We start from the raw sequence: 13,985 nt of genomic DNA, 5'->3' as shown, positions 1-13,985 counted from the left end.
CCGCAACGATGACAGAAAAAAGCAAGCTGGTGGGCTATAAGCTTCCCGTCGATCCGGCTCGGCAGCAAGGCACGGTCGCGCAGGGATTTGTCACACCCAAGCAAGATAAAACGCCGCAGATTCACAGCATCCCGCCCAAGCGTGTGCTACCGATTATTTTCATACCGGGGATCATGGGATCGAATCTGCGCATGAGCGCGGCACGTCAGGAGCAGCTTGGAAAGAAAAACAATATCGCATGGCGGCCGGACAACCTTTCGGTGACGCTTGGGCAGGTTAATGATTCCCCAATCGAGAGGCAGCTTCGCCTGGACCCAGAGACGACCGAGTTGGATATCTACGATCCCATCAATAATCCTACAGGCAACTCAAACGAAACCGCTGACCAACGTAACAGCGAAGTACGAGCGACATTCATGTACTCGGCATTCGAACGATTCGACGGCCCACTTCTTCAAAATGATCTACCTGGGACGTCAAATCCGAAAACCGCGATCAGAAAGCGCGTGAGCGTGGCTGGGGAGAAGTGTATTTCAGTAGCTATCAGGAGATCTTGAGTACCTGTGAACAACGGCTAAATGCAGCCTTTTCGCAAGGAAGCTTGGATGTATATTTAAAGAAATTTGTCGTAGGTGTTGCCCCGTCAATGTGGCAAGCCCATCCTGCTTCAACGCTGGGGGAACTCGACGAAAAGACTATACGCAACGCGGTGAAAGGCTGTTGGTTCCCTGTCCATGCGATGGGCTACAACTGGCTTAAGGGAAACGCTGTATCCGGCGTCAGGATCGCTGGCCGTATTCGGACGTTAATGAAGACTTATCAAGACCAGGGTTTTCAATGCGAAAAAGTCATTCTTATTACGCATTCGATGGGTGGCCTGGTAGCACGCGCCGTGATTCATCCCGAAATGGGCAAACTCAACGATCAGGTACTTGGGGTTGTCCATGGGGTAATGCCAGCGATAGGTGCTGGCACTGCGTACAAGCGTATGCGTTGTGGCTTTGAAGGCAGAGGAATCAGTGCGAGGGTACTGGGTTACCTCGGCAGTGATGTTACCTCCGTACTTGCCAATTCCCAAGGCGGGTTGGAGCTACTGCCAAGTCAAGCCTACGGAAACCACTGGCTACAAGTAAAGCAAAAAGGGGAAACGCTTAAACGTCTTCCCGAAAACGGCGACCCTTATGATGAAATTTACAAGATTCGAAACAAATGGTTCAATTTATTTCGAGAAGAGTGGATCAATCCTGCAGATTTGAAAACATCTGGGTTCAACAATTCCCTGATCTTATTAGACAGAGCAAAATCCTTTCACTCGGAAATCTCAAACACTTATCACGACCAAAGCTATGCACATTATGGCGCCGATTCAAATCGACCCGCGTGGCAAAAAGTTGTTTGGGAAATCAAAAACAAAGAAATCATAAACGACGTAGACCGACTACGCGTTGTTACAGACAATGCCAAAGGAAAATTGTATCTAACTGATCCTGAACTGAAGACCAAACCGAACGAAGCCAAGCTCCAATTCGAAACCGTCTTACAGGAAGCTGAAGATCCCGGCGATCAAACTGTACCTCTGCACTCTGCGGATGCACAACTTAAAAGCGGGAAATTCAAAGGGGTTTTTAGACAAACTGGCTACGAGCATCAATCCAGTTATAGTAACAATGCGGTACTTGCTGCTACGCTTTACAGCCTATTCCGAATAGCATCCACCATGAAATGGTCGAAATGATGAAATTCTCTCAGCAGAGAAGGTTAGCTACGTATTTTTTAATTGCCTTTCTTTTTACAAATTTGCTTTGTGCTTGTCAGCGTAGCACTGCACTTGAATCGAGGCAACCTATGATAGATCTTGCTTCCCGCCTACAGCCTATTTTTGAAAAAACCCGCAAAGTTTGCTTTGGTCGCTTTTTAATAAATGTTCCAGCGACCGCAACCATCGTATATGGCCCTGCCGACATAGAAGTACCGATCGTCTTTCATGAAGGAGAAGCTACCAACTTAGAAAAATATGTAGCTAAAAGACTGAGCGAGATTGAAGAAGAAAGACAGTACTTACTCAAAGACGACATCCGTCGACTGCCACTTTTTGGAAAAATTATTGACGGTGCGATTCCGGGGCAAAAGATCGTATTTGGATCAAAAAACCAAGCCGGATATTCAATATATTCTTACATTCCCGTAGGGAATGATTTATTCGTTCAAAATCATGACTTTGCGCTTCCCGAAGAAGATCAAGTACCTATGCTCAACCGAATAGCTGGACACTTGCGTTCGCGCTCAGAAAACGAAATCCCGGCCGATCCAGGAGTATGTATTGAAGGCGGATTCATCTCGCTTGCAGAAGAACGCGAATGGGTAAGATTGGGCGTTCGCATAAAAGAATTTCCTGACGTTCATCTTTCGATAGATATGCACAAAAATCTAGAACACCTACGGGAGAGCAATAATCCTATATTATTAAGGGCCCAAGCCAAAGAAATTGCTGAGGCAGATGGCTTGGGTGCCATTTTCTCACGTACCAAGATTCTCCGCGAACAACCTCGCCAGTTGAATAATTGGGAAGGAGTCGAACTGGCTTTACGTACCCCTGCTTACAAAGATAGCAAGTCTGTACATGAATTTCGATTCCATAGTGTCGGTGCCATAAAGGACCCATTGCACCCAGAGCTCGACATCCGACTCGACACCGGCGTGAAGGACAACAGCAAAGGCAAGGTAGACCCAAGTCTCACGGACGAGGAAGCGCTAATGCTGTGGGATAAACTCATCTCCACGATCCGAGTGCGCCAGCCCAGCGATGCGACACCCCCGCCTACTCCGCAGCGAGTTCCACTCGCGAGCTTGTCTCGCACTGGCGAACCATGCCCACAAACCGGCTGGTGGGAGTGCACAGAAACCCAAAAACTCAAGGGTAGTAACAACCGCCGCTTGCTCAAAGCTGGCGAACTTATGCCATACGCTGTGCTTGATGGGACCAGCTTCTGGCAAAAGCTGACCGGTCAAGGCACGACACATCCAGTCCCAACTGTATGGAAGCTGGTTGCCTACGACGAGAATCAAGCAACGCCACCGACTGCCGGGTAAAGGGCGGCCAACAATGCCTAACATCGTCCGCCTGAACGACCCTACCAGCCACGGCGGCAAAGTCGTAAACGTCGCCGCAACCCACTTTACGGTCGCTGGCATAGCCGTCGCCTGTGTTGGGGACAAATGCACCTGTCCGATACATGGCGACGGCACGATTATCGAAGGCGACTCGCATCACACCATCAACGGCATTGCCGTCGCTTATGACGGACACAAAACCAGCTGCGGCGCGACGCTGAAATCCACTATCACGACGTTCGAACGAACCTGATTACCCAAACACTCGGCCCGTCATCTCTCCAATCCACTTCCACCATCCATCCGGCACGTACAGCAAGGTCACGGTCATGAAGATATAGCGCCCGAACTTGCCGATCGCCATGTACATCACGCTGGACCAGAACGGCAGGTGCAGCCAGCCGGCCAGGGTGCACAGCGGGTCGCCGATGCCGGGCACCCAGGACAGCAGCATGGTCTTGGAGCCGTAGCGCGCCAGCCAGTGGAACCAGCGCGACTTGCGCTCCTTGGCGAAGGCGACCTTGGCGCGGTAGCCGATCCAGTAGTCGACCATGCCGCCCAGCGTGTTGCCGAGGGTGGCGACCAGGATCACCGGCCAGAACATGGCGGGGTTGGCTTTCACCACCGCGAACACGGCCGGTTCCGAGCCCAGCGGCAACAGGGTGGCCGAGACGAAGGCGATCAGGAAGACGGAAGTCAGGCCGACGGTTGGCACAGCGAGGACTTTCAGCAGCCAGAGGACGGCGGACTCGATCATGGGTGGGGTTGAATGAAGAGCAGGATAGGTCCATTATAATGAGGAAAAACCCACCGCCACGACACGGTAGGCCCCGCTCCATCCCGCGCCGCCCGCCGTACTGCACGCCTCGGTTATCCGCCTTGCAAGACAGTCCTGATGTCGCCTCCGGAATCCACTATCACATCCGCCATGACTACCGACTACCTCAAGAAAATCCTGACCGCGCGCGTCTATGACGTGGCCCAAGAAACCCCGCTCGAGCTGGCGCCGACGCTGTCCCAGCGCATCGGCAACCGCATCTATTTCAAGCGCGAAGACATGCAGAGCGTGTTCAGCTTCAAGCTGCGCGGGGCCTACAACAAGATGGCGCACCTGCCGCTCGAGCAGCTCAAGCGCGGCGTGATCTGCGCCTCGGCCGGCAACCATGCCCAGGGCGTGGCGCTGTCCGCGAGCCGCCTCGGCTGCCGCGCACTGGTCGTGATGCCGACCACCACGCCGCCGGTGAAGATCAACGCCGTCAAGGAACGCGGCGGCGCCAACGTCGAAATCGTGCTGCACGGCGACTCCTATACCGACGCCTACAACCACGCCCTGCTGCTCGAGCGCGAGCAGCAGCTGACCTTCGTGCACCCCTTCGACGATCCGGACGTGATCGCCGGCCAGGGCACGATCGGCATGGAGATCCTGCGCCAGCACTCCGGCCCGATCCATGCGATCTTCGTGGCGATCGGCGGCGGCGGCCTGATCTCCGGCGTCGGCGCCTATGTGAAAGCGGTGCGCCCGGACATCAAGGTGATCGGCGTGCAGACCGTCGATTCCGATGCGATGGCGAAGAGCCTGAAGGCCGGCGAACGCGTCACCCTGCCCGACGTCGGCCTGTTCTCGGACGGCACCGCGGTGCGCCTGGTGGGCGAGGAAACCTTCCGCATCGCCAAGGAAGTGGTCGACGAGATCGTGATCGTCGATACCGACGCGATCTGCGCCGCGATCCAGGACGTGTTCCAGGATACCCGCAGCATCCTCGAGCCGGCCGGCGCGCTGGCCGTGGCCGGCGCCAAGGCCTATGTCGAGCGCTCGCTGCTGACCCGCAATCCGGTCAAGAACGAGACCCTGGTGGCGGTGGCCTGCGGCGCCAACATGAATTTCGACCGCCTGCGCTTCGTGGCCGAGCGCGCCGAAATCGGCGAGGACCGCGAAGCCGTGTTCGCCGTCACCATTCCCGAGCAGCGCGGCAGCTTCAAGCGCTTCTGCGCCCTGGTCGGCCCGCGCAACGTCACCGAGTTCAATTACCGGATCAGCGACGAGCGCGAAGCCCACATCTTCGTGGGCGTGCAGATCGGCAGCCGCAGCGAATCCGGCATGCTGGCCCGCACCTTCGAGGAGCACGGTTTCCGCACCCTCGACCTCACCCACGACGAGCTGGCCAAGCTGCACATCCGCCACCTGGTCGGCGGCAAGAGCGCGCTGGCGCACGACGAACTGCTGTACCGCTTCGAATTTCCGGAGCGTCCGGGCGCGCTGATGCGTTTCCTGGACAGCATGGCGCCGAACTGGAATATCTCGCTGTTCCACTATCGCAACCAGGGCGGAGACGTCGGGCGCATCCTGGTCGGGCTGCAGGTGCCTTCGGGGGAGATGGATGAGTTCCGGCAATTCCTGGCTAGTCTGGGGTATCGCCACTGGGATGAAACCAACAATCCCGTCTACAAGCTGTTCTTGTGATTGCGGCGTGGGCACAGGGTGTCCACGCGTAATTCAGCGCAGTAATTGGCATAAAGGTGTACGATACGCGGCTTTGCCGACGCGGCGATCCCGCGTCAAGTCCCGCACCTCGAGACTGACTATGACCAATACCCCTGATCAATCGCCGCTCGGTAAGACCTCGGCCTACCAGACCCAGTACGCGCCCGAGCTGCTGTTTCCCATTCCGCGCCAGCAGAAGCGTGACGAGCTCGGCCTGAAAGGTACGCTGCCCTTCTTCGGCGTCGACATCTGGAACGCCTATGAGCTGTCGTGGCTGAACATGCGCGGCAAGCCGCAGGTGGCGATCGCGACCATCACGGCCCCCGCCGATTCGCCCAATATCGTCGAATCGAAGTCCTTCAAGTTATATCTCAACTCCTTCAACCAGACCCGCCTGGCGAATACGGACGCCCTGCTGGCCCTGCTGCGCGAAGACCTGTCGACTGCCTTCGGCGCGCAGGTAGCCGTGACGCTCACCCAGCCGGAAGACTTCGGCAAGCTCAAGATGGGCGAGCTGGAAGGCGTGCTGCTGGACCGCCTCGACATCGAGGTCGACAATTACAGCCCGGCACCGGAACTGCTCAAGGCCAGGCACGACGAAGCCGCGGTCGAAGAGACCCTGGTATCCCACCTGCTGAAGTCGAACTGCCTGGTCACGGGCCAGCCGGACTGGGGTACCGTGCAGATCCATTACGCCGGTCCGCAGATCGACCAGGAAAGCTTGCTGCGCTACCTGATCGGCTTCCGCGAGCACAACGAATTTCACGAGCAATGTGTCGAGCGCATCTTCACCGACATCCTGCGCCAGTGTAAGCCGCACAAGCTGGCGGTCTACGCCCGCTACACGCGGCGCGGCGGACTCGACATCAATCCCTGGCGCGCGAATTTCAGCGCCGGCAAGGCGCCCAATCTGCGCACCGCCCGGCAGTAGAAAAATCCAGGCATTGTCCCCATCTAGTGTTCGTTTCCAGCGACAGAACCGTGGCATCAAAGCGACGTCAATCGTTTCGCAGTGACGAAGCGCAGACTGGGCATGCTGGCAAGTTTCGGCTAGAAAATACGGAAGATGGGTCTGAAATTCGCCTTTCCATTCGAGAAATTTGAAATTTCGTAGCGGATATTGCGTGTAGATACAAAACGATTGCGCGCGATCAAACCGATGTTTGGCCACAGGGATAAAACAGCCAGTCGTACAGACGCGAAATCGAATGTCATGGCCATGAAACAGGCCTATAATTCCCGCTCGCAAGAACCTGGGTGTACCGCAACAGAAGCGTGTTATGACTAATCTAAGCAAAATCCTCTCGCTCGAAAACGTTCAGCTCGATCTGGAAGTGTCGAGCAAGAAGCGCGCCTTTGAACAGGCCGGCCTGATCTTCGAGAACAACTGCGGCATCGCCCGCTCGACGGTCTCGGACAACCTGTTCGCGCGCGAACGCCTCGGTTCGACCGGTCTCGGTCATGGCGTGGCCGTGCCGCATGGCCGCATCAAGGGCAGCAAGAGCCTGAAGTCGCCACTGGCCGCCTTCGTCCGCCTGGCCGAGCCGATTCCCTTCGAATCGCCGGACGGCCAACCGGTCAGCCTGCTGTTCTTCCTCCTGATCCCGGACCACGTGACCCAGCAGCACCTGGAAATCCTGTCCGAAATCGCCGAACTGTTCTCCGACGAAGCCGTGCGTACCGCGCTGGCCACCGATCCGGACCCGCGCTCGGTGCATGAACGCATTATCAACTGGCAACCGAGCCTGCAGGCACTGGGTTAGAATAAGGCCATGCTCCAGACTCCGCTGACCATCCAGAGGCTGTACGACGACAATCGCGATAGCCTGCAACTTGGCTGGTTCGCGGGCTTCCCCGGCGGCGAACGCCTGATCTCGGGCGACGCCGTCTCGGCCGCCGACCAGGTCGGCCACCTGAACCTCATCCACCCGGGCCGCATCCAGGTGTTCGGGCACCAGGAACTGAATTACTACCAGCGTCTCAAGTCGGGCTCGCGTAGCCACATGATCGGCGAAATGATCGCGGGCGGCCCGCCGGCCCTGATCATCGCCCAGGGCCTGGACACCCCGCCGGACATTCTCGCCATCTGCGACGAGCAGAACATTCCGCTGTTCTCGACCCCGCTGCCGGCGGCCCAGGTCATCGACTTCCTGCGGGTCTATTTATCGAAGAAACTGGCGCAGCGCGTCATCATGCACGGCGTGTTCATGGACGTGCTGGGCGTGGGCGTGCTGATCACCGGCGATTCCGGCCTCGGCAAGAGCGAGCTGGGCCTGGAACTGATCTCGCGTTCGCACGGCCTGGTGGCCGACGACGCGGTCGAATTCTCGCGCATCGCCCCGAACATGATCGAGGGCCGCTGCCCGCCGCTGCTGCAGAACCTGCTCGAAGTGCGCGGCCTGGGCCTGCTGGACATCAAGGCGATCTTCGGCGAGACCGCCGTGCGCCGCAAGATGCGGCTGAAGTTGATCGTGCATCTGGTCAAGCGCGGCGCGCTGGACGAGGAAGTCGAGCGACTGCCCTTCCACTTCCCGACCGAGGACGTGCTCGGCCTGCCGATCCGCAAGGTCGTGATTCCCGTCGCGGCCGGCCGCAACATCGCGGTGCTGCTGGAAGCCGCGGTGCGCAATACCATCCTGCAGCTGCGCGGTATCGATACGCTGCAGGAGTTCATGGAACGTCAACGCCAGGCGATGAGCGGCGATTAGGTTCTAAGTTACCACCATCGCAACTGGCCTGGCCACTGGCGACAAGGTCTTACCGTTGCGGTATGATGGACACATGCGAATCGTTCTCATCACCGGTATCTCGGGTTCCGGCAAGTCGGTAGCCCTCAATGTTCTCGAAGACGCAGGCTACTACTGCGTCGACAACCTGCCGCCCGCCCTGCTGCCTTTGCTGGTCGAGACAGTCAATGGCGCCGACAGCAAGTGCGTCGCCGTCGCCGTCGACGCACGCAGCGCCGAGTCGCTGGCGGAACTGCCGGCCACGGTCCGCGCGCTGCGCGAGCAAGGGCATGACGTCAAGGTGATGTACCTGACTGCCAGCACCCATTCGCTGGTGGCCCGCTTTTCCGAGACCCGCCGCAGCCATCCGCTGTCGCACGAGCTGCGCCCGGGCGAGAACCCGGCTTCGCGCCGCACGCTGATCGAATGCATCTCGGAAGAGCGCGACCGCCTGGGAGCGATCGAGAAGCTGGGCCATGTGATCGACACCTCGGAAATGTCGGCGAACAAACTGCGCGCCTGGGTCAAGGAACTGGCCGAGATCGAATTCGCGAAGCTGACCCTGTATTTCGAATCCTTCGCCTTCAAGCGCGGCGTGCCGCTGGACGCCGACTTCGTGTTCGACGTGCGCGCCGTGCCGAATCCCTACTACGACCTGACCTTGCGACCGCTCACCGGCAAGGACGCGCCCGTCATCGCCTTCCTCGACGCCCAGCCCCAGGCCGTCGAAATGCTGGCCGACATCCGCGCCTTCGTGGCCAAATGGCTGCCATCGTTCAAGACCGACAACCGCAGCTACCTGACGGTGGCGGTCGGCTGCACGGGTGGACAGCACCGCTCCGTGTACATGGCGGAACGGCTGGCGGCTTACTTCGGCGAATCCGAACGGGTGGTTGTGCGGCATCGCGAGCAGCACTGATAGCCGAACCGGGATCCCCGCCTCCGCGGGGACGACGAGCTAACACTCACACCAACCCGGTCGCGTAAAACACCCCAATCACAAAGAACACCGCCAGCGTCTTGATGACGGTAATCGCGAAGATCTCGCGATACGACTCGCGGTGCGTCAGCCCGGTCACCGCCAGCAGGGTGATCACGGCGCCGTTGTGCGGCAGCGTGTCCATGCCGCCGCTGGCCATCGCCACCACGCGGTGCAGGACTTCCATCGGAATATGGGCCGCTTCGGCGCCCTTGATGAACAGGTCGGACATCGCGGCCAGCGCGATGCTCATGCCGCCCGAGGCCGAGCCGGTGATGCCGGCCAGCGAGCTGACCGACACCGCCGCATTCACCAGCGGGTTCGGAATCCCCTTCAGGGCATCGCTGACGACGATGAAGCCCGGCAGCGCGGCGATCACGCCGCCGAAACCGTATTCGGACGCGGTATTCATCGCCGCCAGCAGGGCGCCGCCGACGGCTTCTTTCGAACCGCTGGCAAAGCGCTGGCTGACGCGGCGGAAGGCGGTCGCGAGCACCAGCAGGATGCCGAGCAGCAGCGCGGCTTCGACCGACCAGATCGCCAGCACGCTCTTGACCGTGGCCGTCACCGGCGTGTGCACGCCCGGCAGCACTTCGGGCGGCACCGTATAGGCGCCGGCGCCGTACCAGACCGGGATCATCTTGGTGAATGCGAAGTTGGCCACGCCCACCAGCACCAGCGGCAGCACCGCGATCAGCGGATGCGGCAGCGCTTCCCGGTTCGCCTCCGCCTCGGGCACATCGGCGTGCGCGCCATAGCCCTCGCCTTTCGCCATCGCGGCGCGGCGGCGCCATTCCAGGTAGGTCAGGCCGACCACGATGATGAACACCGAACCGATGGTGCCGAGCACGGGCGCGGCCCAGCCGGTGGTCTTGAAGAAGGTGGTCGGGATGATGTTCTGGATCTGCGGCGTGCCCGGCAGCGAATCCATGGTGAACGAGAAGGCGCCCAGTGCGATCGCGCCCGGCATCAGGCGCTTCGGAATATTGCTCTGACGGTAGAGCTCAGCCGCAAACGGATACACGGCGAACACCACCACGAACAGCGACACGCCGCCATAGGTCAGCAGCGCGCACACGGCGACGATCACGGCGTTCGCGCGCGAGCGGCCGATGTAGCGGATCGCCGCCTGCACGATGGATTTCGAGAAACCGGACATCTCGATGACCTTGCCGAACACGGCGCCCAGCATGAAGACCGGGAAATAGAGCTTGACGAAGCCGACCATCTTTTCCATGAAGATGCCGGAAAAGACCGGCGCCACGGCGGACGGGTCGGTGAACAGGACCGCGCCGAGGGCGGCGATCGGTGCGAACAGGATGACGCTATAGCCGCGGTAGGCGGCCACCATCAGGAAGGCCAGCGCGGCCAGGACGATCAGAAACGACAAATTGGACTCCTCTATTGTTGTGCTTGGCTATGCCATTATTTCATTGCCTGATGAAATCATCGCATAAATTCGTGCTTATGCTGCAACGCATTATCGGTCGGCGAAAAAAAACCCGGCGGATGCCGGGGCGGCGGAGCGGGCGCCGCTTATGGCAGGTGGCGCAACGGATGCGCATGCGCCGGCCACACCGGCTCGAAGAAGCGCGCCACCATCTCCGGCGTGACGGCATCCAGCGCGGGCGGGTTCCACTTCGGCGCATTGTCCTTGTCGATCACCAGCGCGCGCACGCCTTCCAGCACTTCGCCGTGTTCGAAGTTGCGGCGCACCAGCGAGCGCTCCATGCGCAGGCAGGCGGCCACGTCCATCGTGGCGCCGCGCACCAGCATCTCGCGCGTCACGCACATCATCAGCGGCGAGCGCTGGCGCATCGCGGCCAGGGCCTTCTGCGCGAATGGGGTGTCATCGCCCTCCAGCGAGACCATCACGGCCTGTACCGAGTCGGCGCCAAAGTGCCTGTCGACCAGCGCGCGTTGCGCTTCGAGTTCGCTGGCGCCGGCCTGCTGCGCGAACGGCGCGGCGAAGGCGCGGATCGCATCGGCCAGCTGCTTGCCCGGCGTCGCAGCGATCAGCGCATGCAGTGCCGGCAGTTCGGCGCCCGGCACGAACACGTCGGCCTGGCCGACGTAGAGCGCATCGGCGGCGCCGATGGTCAGCCCCGTCAGTCCCAGATGCATGCCGAGCGCGCCCGGCGCATGCGACAGGAAGTGGCTGCCGCCGACGTCCGGGAACAGGCCGATGTTCACCTCGGGCATGGCCATCTTCGTGCGTTCGGTCACGATGCGCAGGCCGGTCTCGGGCCCGCCCTGGGCGATACCCATGCCGCCGCCCATGACCACGCCGTCCATCAACGAGATATAGGGTTTCGGATAGAAGTGGATCAGGTGGTTCAGCGCGTATTCTTCGGTAAAGAAGTCTTCCAGCAGCGCACTGCCTCCAGTGGGCGTGGCGCGCCCGGCCTGGTGGAAGAAGCGGATGTCGCCGCCTGCGCACAGGGCTTTCTCGCTGCTGCTCTTGATAACGACGGCGTCGACGTTCGAATCGTCGCGCCAGGCCAGCAGGGTCTCCGTCAGTGCGCGCACCATCTCCAGCGACAGCGAGTTCAGGGCCTTGGGACGGTCGAGGGTAATGATGCCGGTGCCGCTGGCAACGCGGGTCTGCACGTATTCGCTCATGTTCTTTTATTTATTGAAATGGAAAACGGCATTGTAGCGCGGCCCGGAAAACGAAAAGGGCGCCAGATGCGCCCTTCCTTGCTTGTGCTGCGCCAGCGGAAGGATCACGCTGTAGCGGCAGCTTCTCCTCCATCGTTGGGTATGCGCTTGAGCGGTGTACTACTGTGATCCTGCAGCATCTGCTTGTACTTCTGCACCTGCCGGTCGAGCCGGTCCATCAGCATGTCGATCGCGGCGTACAAGTCGTGCGCGGCGCTGGCGACGTGAACGATCTTGCCGGCGAGGCGCAAGTTGATCTCGGCCTTCTGGCGCTTTTCTTTCTCGGTGAGATTGTCAATGCAGAGGATGACGTGGGAGTCGATCACTTGATCGAAATGGCGGGTGATGCGTTCGAGCTTGTTCTGTACGTATTCACGGATTGCCGGGGTTACATCGAGATGATGTCCGCTGATAGTGAGATTCATACACACTCCTTTGATGATGCGCTGCCTGTCGTACGCGCATACCACGCACCAGGGCAGCGTTGTTGCAAGAAGCTTGCTGCAAGAGCTTGCTGAAAGAGCTTGCTACAGAGATTTACGGAGGCTGACGGGAGGGATCTTCAGCGCCTCGCGGTATTTCGCTACCGTGCGGCGTGCGATAACCATTCCCTGTTCCCCTAGCATCTCCGCGATCTTGCTGTCGGATAAAGGGTTTTTGGGGTCTTCTGCTCCTGTGAGTTGTACGATGAGAGCCCGGATCGCGGTCGAGGAGGCTTCTCCTCCTGCCTCGGTCGCGACGTGACTCCCGAAAAAGTACTTCAACTCGAACATGCCGTGCGGCGTCAGCATGTATTTCTGAGTTGTGACACGAGAAATTGTGCTCTCGTGTAGACCTAGTGTATCAGCTATCTCACGTAAAACAAGGGGCCGCATGGCAACGGCGCCATGGGAGAAAAAGTTCCGCTGGCGCTCCACGATTGCTTGAGCTACCCGAAGGATAGTATCGAAGCGCTGGCGCATGTTTTTGATGAGCCATTTTGCTTCCTGCAACTGCGCCGCCAGCTGGGATTCCGATTTTCCCTGCTTCATCAAGGTGGCATACAGGCTGTTCACGCGCAGGCGCGGCATCACCTCGGGATTCAGCTGCACGCTCCAGCCGTCCTTCGCGCGGCGCACGATCACGTCCGGCACCACGAAGTCGGAAACGTCGGAAGCGAAGGCCGCGCCCGGATGCGGATTGCAATGGCGGATCACGGCCTGGGCTTCGCGCAGGTCTTCGTCGTCGCAGTCGAGGGCTTTCTTGAGCTTGTTGAATTCGCGCTGCGCGAACCAGGTCAGGTAGCGTTCGACGATGGTCAGCGCCATGCGCCGCGTGACCAGCGGCACGCCCGGCATGCGGCGGATCTGCAGCGCCAGGCATTCGGCGGCGCTGCGCGCGCCCACGCCGGGCGGGTCCATGCTTTGCACCAGCGCCAGCGCGGTGCGCAACTCCTCGAATTCCACTTCGAGTTCGGCCGGGAGGCGCGCATGCAGCTCGTCCAGGGTTTCTTCGAGGTAGCCGTTGTCGTCGAGGGTGTCGACGACGATCTCGACCAGCGCGCAATCGCGCGGCGACATGCAGGTCAGGCGTACCTGCTCCATCAAGTGTTCGCGCAGCGAGACCGGGCTGGCTTCCAGCTGCGGGCGGCCGTCCTCTTCCTCGCCGCCGCTGCCGCTGCCGGAACGGCCAGAATCGCCCCAGTCCATGTCGTGCTCGGCGCCGCCGGCATCGCCGTTGTCGCTGTCGCCGCCTTCGGCTTCGGCGCCACCGCCGCCATTGCCCTCCTCGCCCTGGCTGGACGAGGGCGGCGAGTCGGGCGTGGTGGAGGTCGACGCGCCGTTGTTGATCGCGCCGTCGGCCAGCAGGCGCACCGAGTGGTCGAGCGGATCGTCGAGGCGTTCGAGCAGCGGGTTGTCGCTGAGGACCTGTTCAATCTCCTGGTGCAGCTCGAGAGTGGACAGCTGCAGCAGCCGGATCGACTGCTGGAGTTGCGGTGTCAGCGCAAGGTGCTGTGAGGTCTTGAGTTGCAGCGTCTGTTTCATGA

At 60.1% G+C, this 13,985-nt stretch carries 14 protein-coding genes; 9 read left to right on the top strand and 5 right to left on the bottom strand.

Features of this window, described 5'->3' with window-relative positions:
- The first annotated feature begins 8 nt into the window (after positions 1-8).
- From AB4Z32_RS05660 to AB4Z32_RS05645, 4 genes are read left to right on the top strand one after another with little or no spacing between them, the layout of a single operon-like run.
- A complete protein-coding gene (locus AB4Z32_RS05660; protein WP_441934943.1) occupies positions 9-557 on the top strand; it encodes a hypothetical protein in 549 nt (182 codons plus the stop codon).
- A complete protein-coding gene (locus AB4Z32_RS05655; RefSeq protein ID WP_441934942.1) occupies positions 554-1,735 on the top strand; it encodes an esterase/lipase family protein in 1,182 nt (393 codons plus the stop codon). The genes AB4Z32_RS05660 and AB4Z32_RS05655 overlap by 4 nt, the downstream gene beginning before the upstream one ends.
- On the top strand, positions 1,732-3,090 hold the full coding sequence (locus AB4Z32_RS05650; RefSeq protein WP_441934941.1) for a T6SS immunity protein Tli4 family protein: 1,359 nt from the start codon (positions 1,732-1,734) through the stop codon (positions 3,088-3,090). Before AB4Z32_RS05655 ends, AB4Z32_RS05650 begins: the two co-directional genes overlap by 4 nt.
- Before the next feature lie 13 nt (positions 3,091-3,103).
- The gene (locus tag AB4Z32_RS05645) at positions 3,104-3,364 is read left to right on the top strand and encodes a PAAR domain-containing protein (protein ID WP_441934940.1); all 261 of its coding nucleotides are present in this window, start codon (positions 3,104-3,106) and stop codon (positions 3,362-3,364) included.
- Here AB4Z32_RS05645 and AB4Z32_RS05640 read toward each other — a convergent pair whose 3' ends face one another.
- Positions 3,365-3,868 (bottom strand): YqaA family protein, encoded by a 504-nt coding sequence (locus tag AB4Z32_RS05640; protein WP_441934939.1) that lies wholly within the window; start codon positions 3,866-3,868, stop codon positions 3,365-3,367.
- Positions 3,869-4,006: 138 nt separating this feature from the next.
- Here AB4Z32_RS05640 and ilvA point away from each other — a divergent pair, with 138 nt between their 5' ends.
- From ilvA to rapZ, 5 genes are all read left to right on the top strand, one after another.
- The gene (gene ilvA / locus AB4Z32_RS05635) at positions 4,007-5,572 is read left to right on the top strand and encodes a threonine ammonia-lyase, biosynthetic (protein WP_441934938.1); all 1,566 of its coding nucleotides are present in this window, start codon (positions 4,007-4,009) and stop codon (positions 5,570-5,572) included.
- 121 nt (positions 5,573-5,693) lie between these two features.
- A complete protein-coding gene (queF, locus tag AB4Z32_RS05630; RefSeq protein ID WP_441934937.1) occupies positions 5,694-6,524 on the top strand; it encodes an NADPH-dependent 7-cyano-7-deazaguanine reductase QueF in 831 nt (276 codons plus the stop codon).
- Between the two features lie 349 nt (positions 6,525-6,873).
- Positions 6,874-7,356: a PTS sugar transporter subunit IIA gene (locus AB4Z32_RS05625; RefSeq protein WP_258843953.1), complete on the top strand. Its 483-nt coding sequence runs from the start codon at positions 6,874-6,876 to the stop codon at positions 7,354-7,356.
- A gap of 9 nt (positions 7,357-7,365) precedes the next feature.
- A complete protein-coding gene (gene hprK / locus AB4Z32_RS05620) occupies positions 7,366-8,301 on the top strand; it encodes an HPr(Ser) kinase/phosphatase (RefSeq protein ID WP_258843954.1) in 936 nt (311 codons plus the stop codon).
- 73 nt (positions 8,302-8,374) lie between these two features.
- Positions 8,375-9,238 (top strand): RNase adapter RapZ, encoded by an 864-nt coding sequence (gene rapZ / locus AB4Z32_RS05615; protein ID WP_441934936.1) that lies wholly within the window; start codon positions 8,375-8,377, stop codon positions 9,236-9,238.
- Between the two features lie 46 nt (positions 9,239-9,284).
- On the opposite strand, the gene AB4Z32_RS05610 is transcribed toward rapZ, so the two are convergent.
- From AB4Z32_RS05610 to AB4Z32_RS05595, 4 genes are all read right to left on the bottom strand, one after another.
- Complete coding sequence (locus AB4Z32_RS05610; RefSeq protein ID WP_441934935.1) at positions 9,285-10,688, bottom strand: GntP family permease; 1,404 nt, start codon at positions 10,686-10,688, stop codon at positions 9,285-9,287.
- A 146-nt stretch (positions 10,689-10,834) separates the two neighbouring features.
- Positions 10,835-11,920, bottom strand: a complete 1,086-nt coding sequence (locus AB4Z32_RS05605; protein WP_441934934.1) for an enoyl-CoA hydratase/isomerase family protein — start codon at positions 11,918-11,920, stop codon at positions 10,835-10,837.
- Positions 11,921-12,024: 104 nt separating this feature from the next.
- Positions 12,025-12,384, bottom strand: coding sequence for a ribosome hibernation-promoting factor, HPF/YfiA family (hpf, locus tag AB4Z32_RS05600; RefSeq protein ID WP_441934933.1), 360 nt, complete (start codon positions 12,382-12,384; stop codon positions 12,025-12,027).
- A gap of 102 nt (positions 12,385-12,486) precedes the next feature.
- The gene (locus AB4Z32_RS05595) at positions 12,487-13,983 is read right to left on the bottom strand and encodes an RNA polymerase factor sigma-54 (protein WP_441934932.1); all 1,497 of its coding nucleotides are present in this window, start codon (positions 13,981-13,983) and stop codon (positions 12,487-12,489) included.
- Positions 13,984-13,985 lie beyond the last annotated feature (2 nt).

It is taken from the genome of Massilia sp. 2TAF26, from assembly GCF_052115005.1.
Taxonomy (GTDB): Bacteria; Pseudomonadota; Gammaproteobacteria; order Burkholderiales; family Burkholderiaceae_D; genus Telluria.
This window is presented reverse-complemented; position numbering and strand designations above follow the sequence as displayed.

Coding starts and splice junctions, on each gene's coding strand:
- AB4Z32_RS05660 (WP_441934943.1), top strand. CDS start 9: ATGACAGAAAAAAGCAAGCTGGTGGGCTATAAGCTTCCCGTCGATCCG.
- AB4Z32_RS05650 (WP_441934941.1), top strand. CDS start 1,732: ATGATGAAATTCTCTCAGCAGAGAAGGTTAGCTACGTATTTTTTAATT.
- AB4Z32_RS05645 (WP_441934940.1), top strand. CDS start 3,104: ATGCCTAACATCGTCCGCCTGAACGACCCTACCAGCCACGGCGGCAAA.
- AB4Z32_RS05640 (WP_441934939.1), bottom strand. CDS start 3,868: ATGATCGAGTCCGCCGTCCTCTGGCTGCTGAAAGTCCTCGCTGTGCCA.
- ilvA (WP_441934938.1), top strand. CDS start 4,007: ATGTCGCCTCCGGAATCCACTATCACATCCGCCATGACTACCGACTAC.
- queF (WP_441934937.1), top strand. CDS start 5,694: ATGACCAATACCCCTGATCAATCGCCGCTCGGTAAGACCTCGGCCTAC.
- AB4Z32_RS05625 (WP_258843953.1), top strand. CDS start 6,874: ATGACTAATCTAAGCAAAATCCTCTCGCTCGAAAACGTTCAGCTCGAT.
- hprK (WP_258843954.1), top strand. CDS start 7,366: ATGCTCCAGACTCCGCTGACCATCCAGAGGCTGTACGACGACAATCGC.
- rapZ (WP_441934936.1), top strand. CDS start 8,375: ATGCGAATCGTTCTCATCACCGGTATCTCGGGTTCCGGCAAGTCGGTA.
- AB4Z32_RS05605 (WP_441934934.1), bottom strand. CDS start 11,920: ATGAGCGAATACGTGCAGACCCGCGTTGCCAGCGGCACCGGCATCATT.
- hpf (WP_441934933.1), bottom strand. CDS start 12,384: ATGAATCTCACTATCAGCGGACATCATCTCGATGTAACCCCGGCAATC.
- AB4Z32_RS05595 (WP_441934932.1), bottom strand. CDS start 13,983: ATGAAACAGACGCTGCAACTCAAGACCTCACAGCACCTTGCGCTGACA.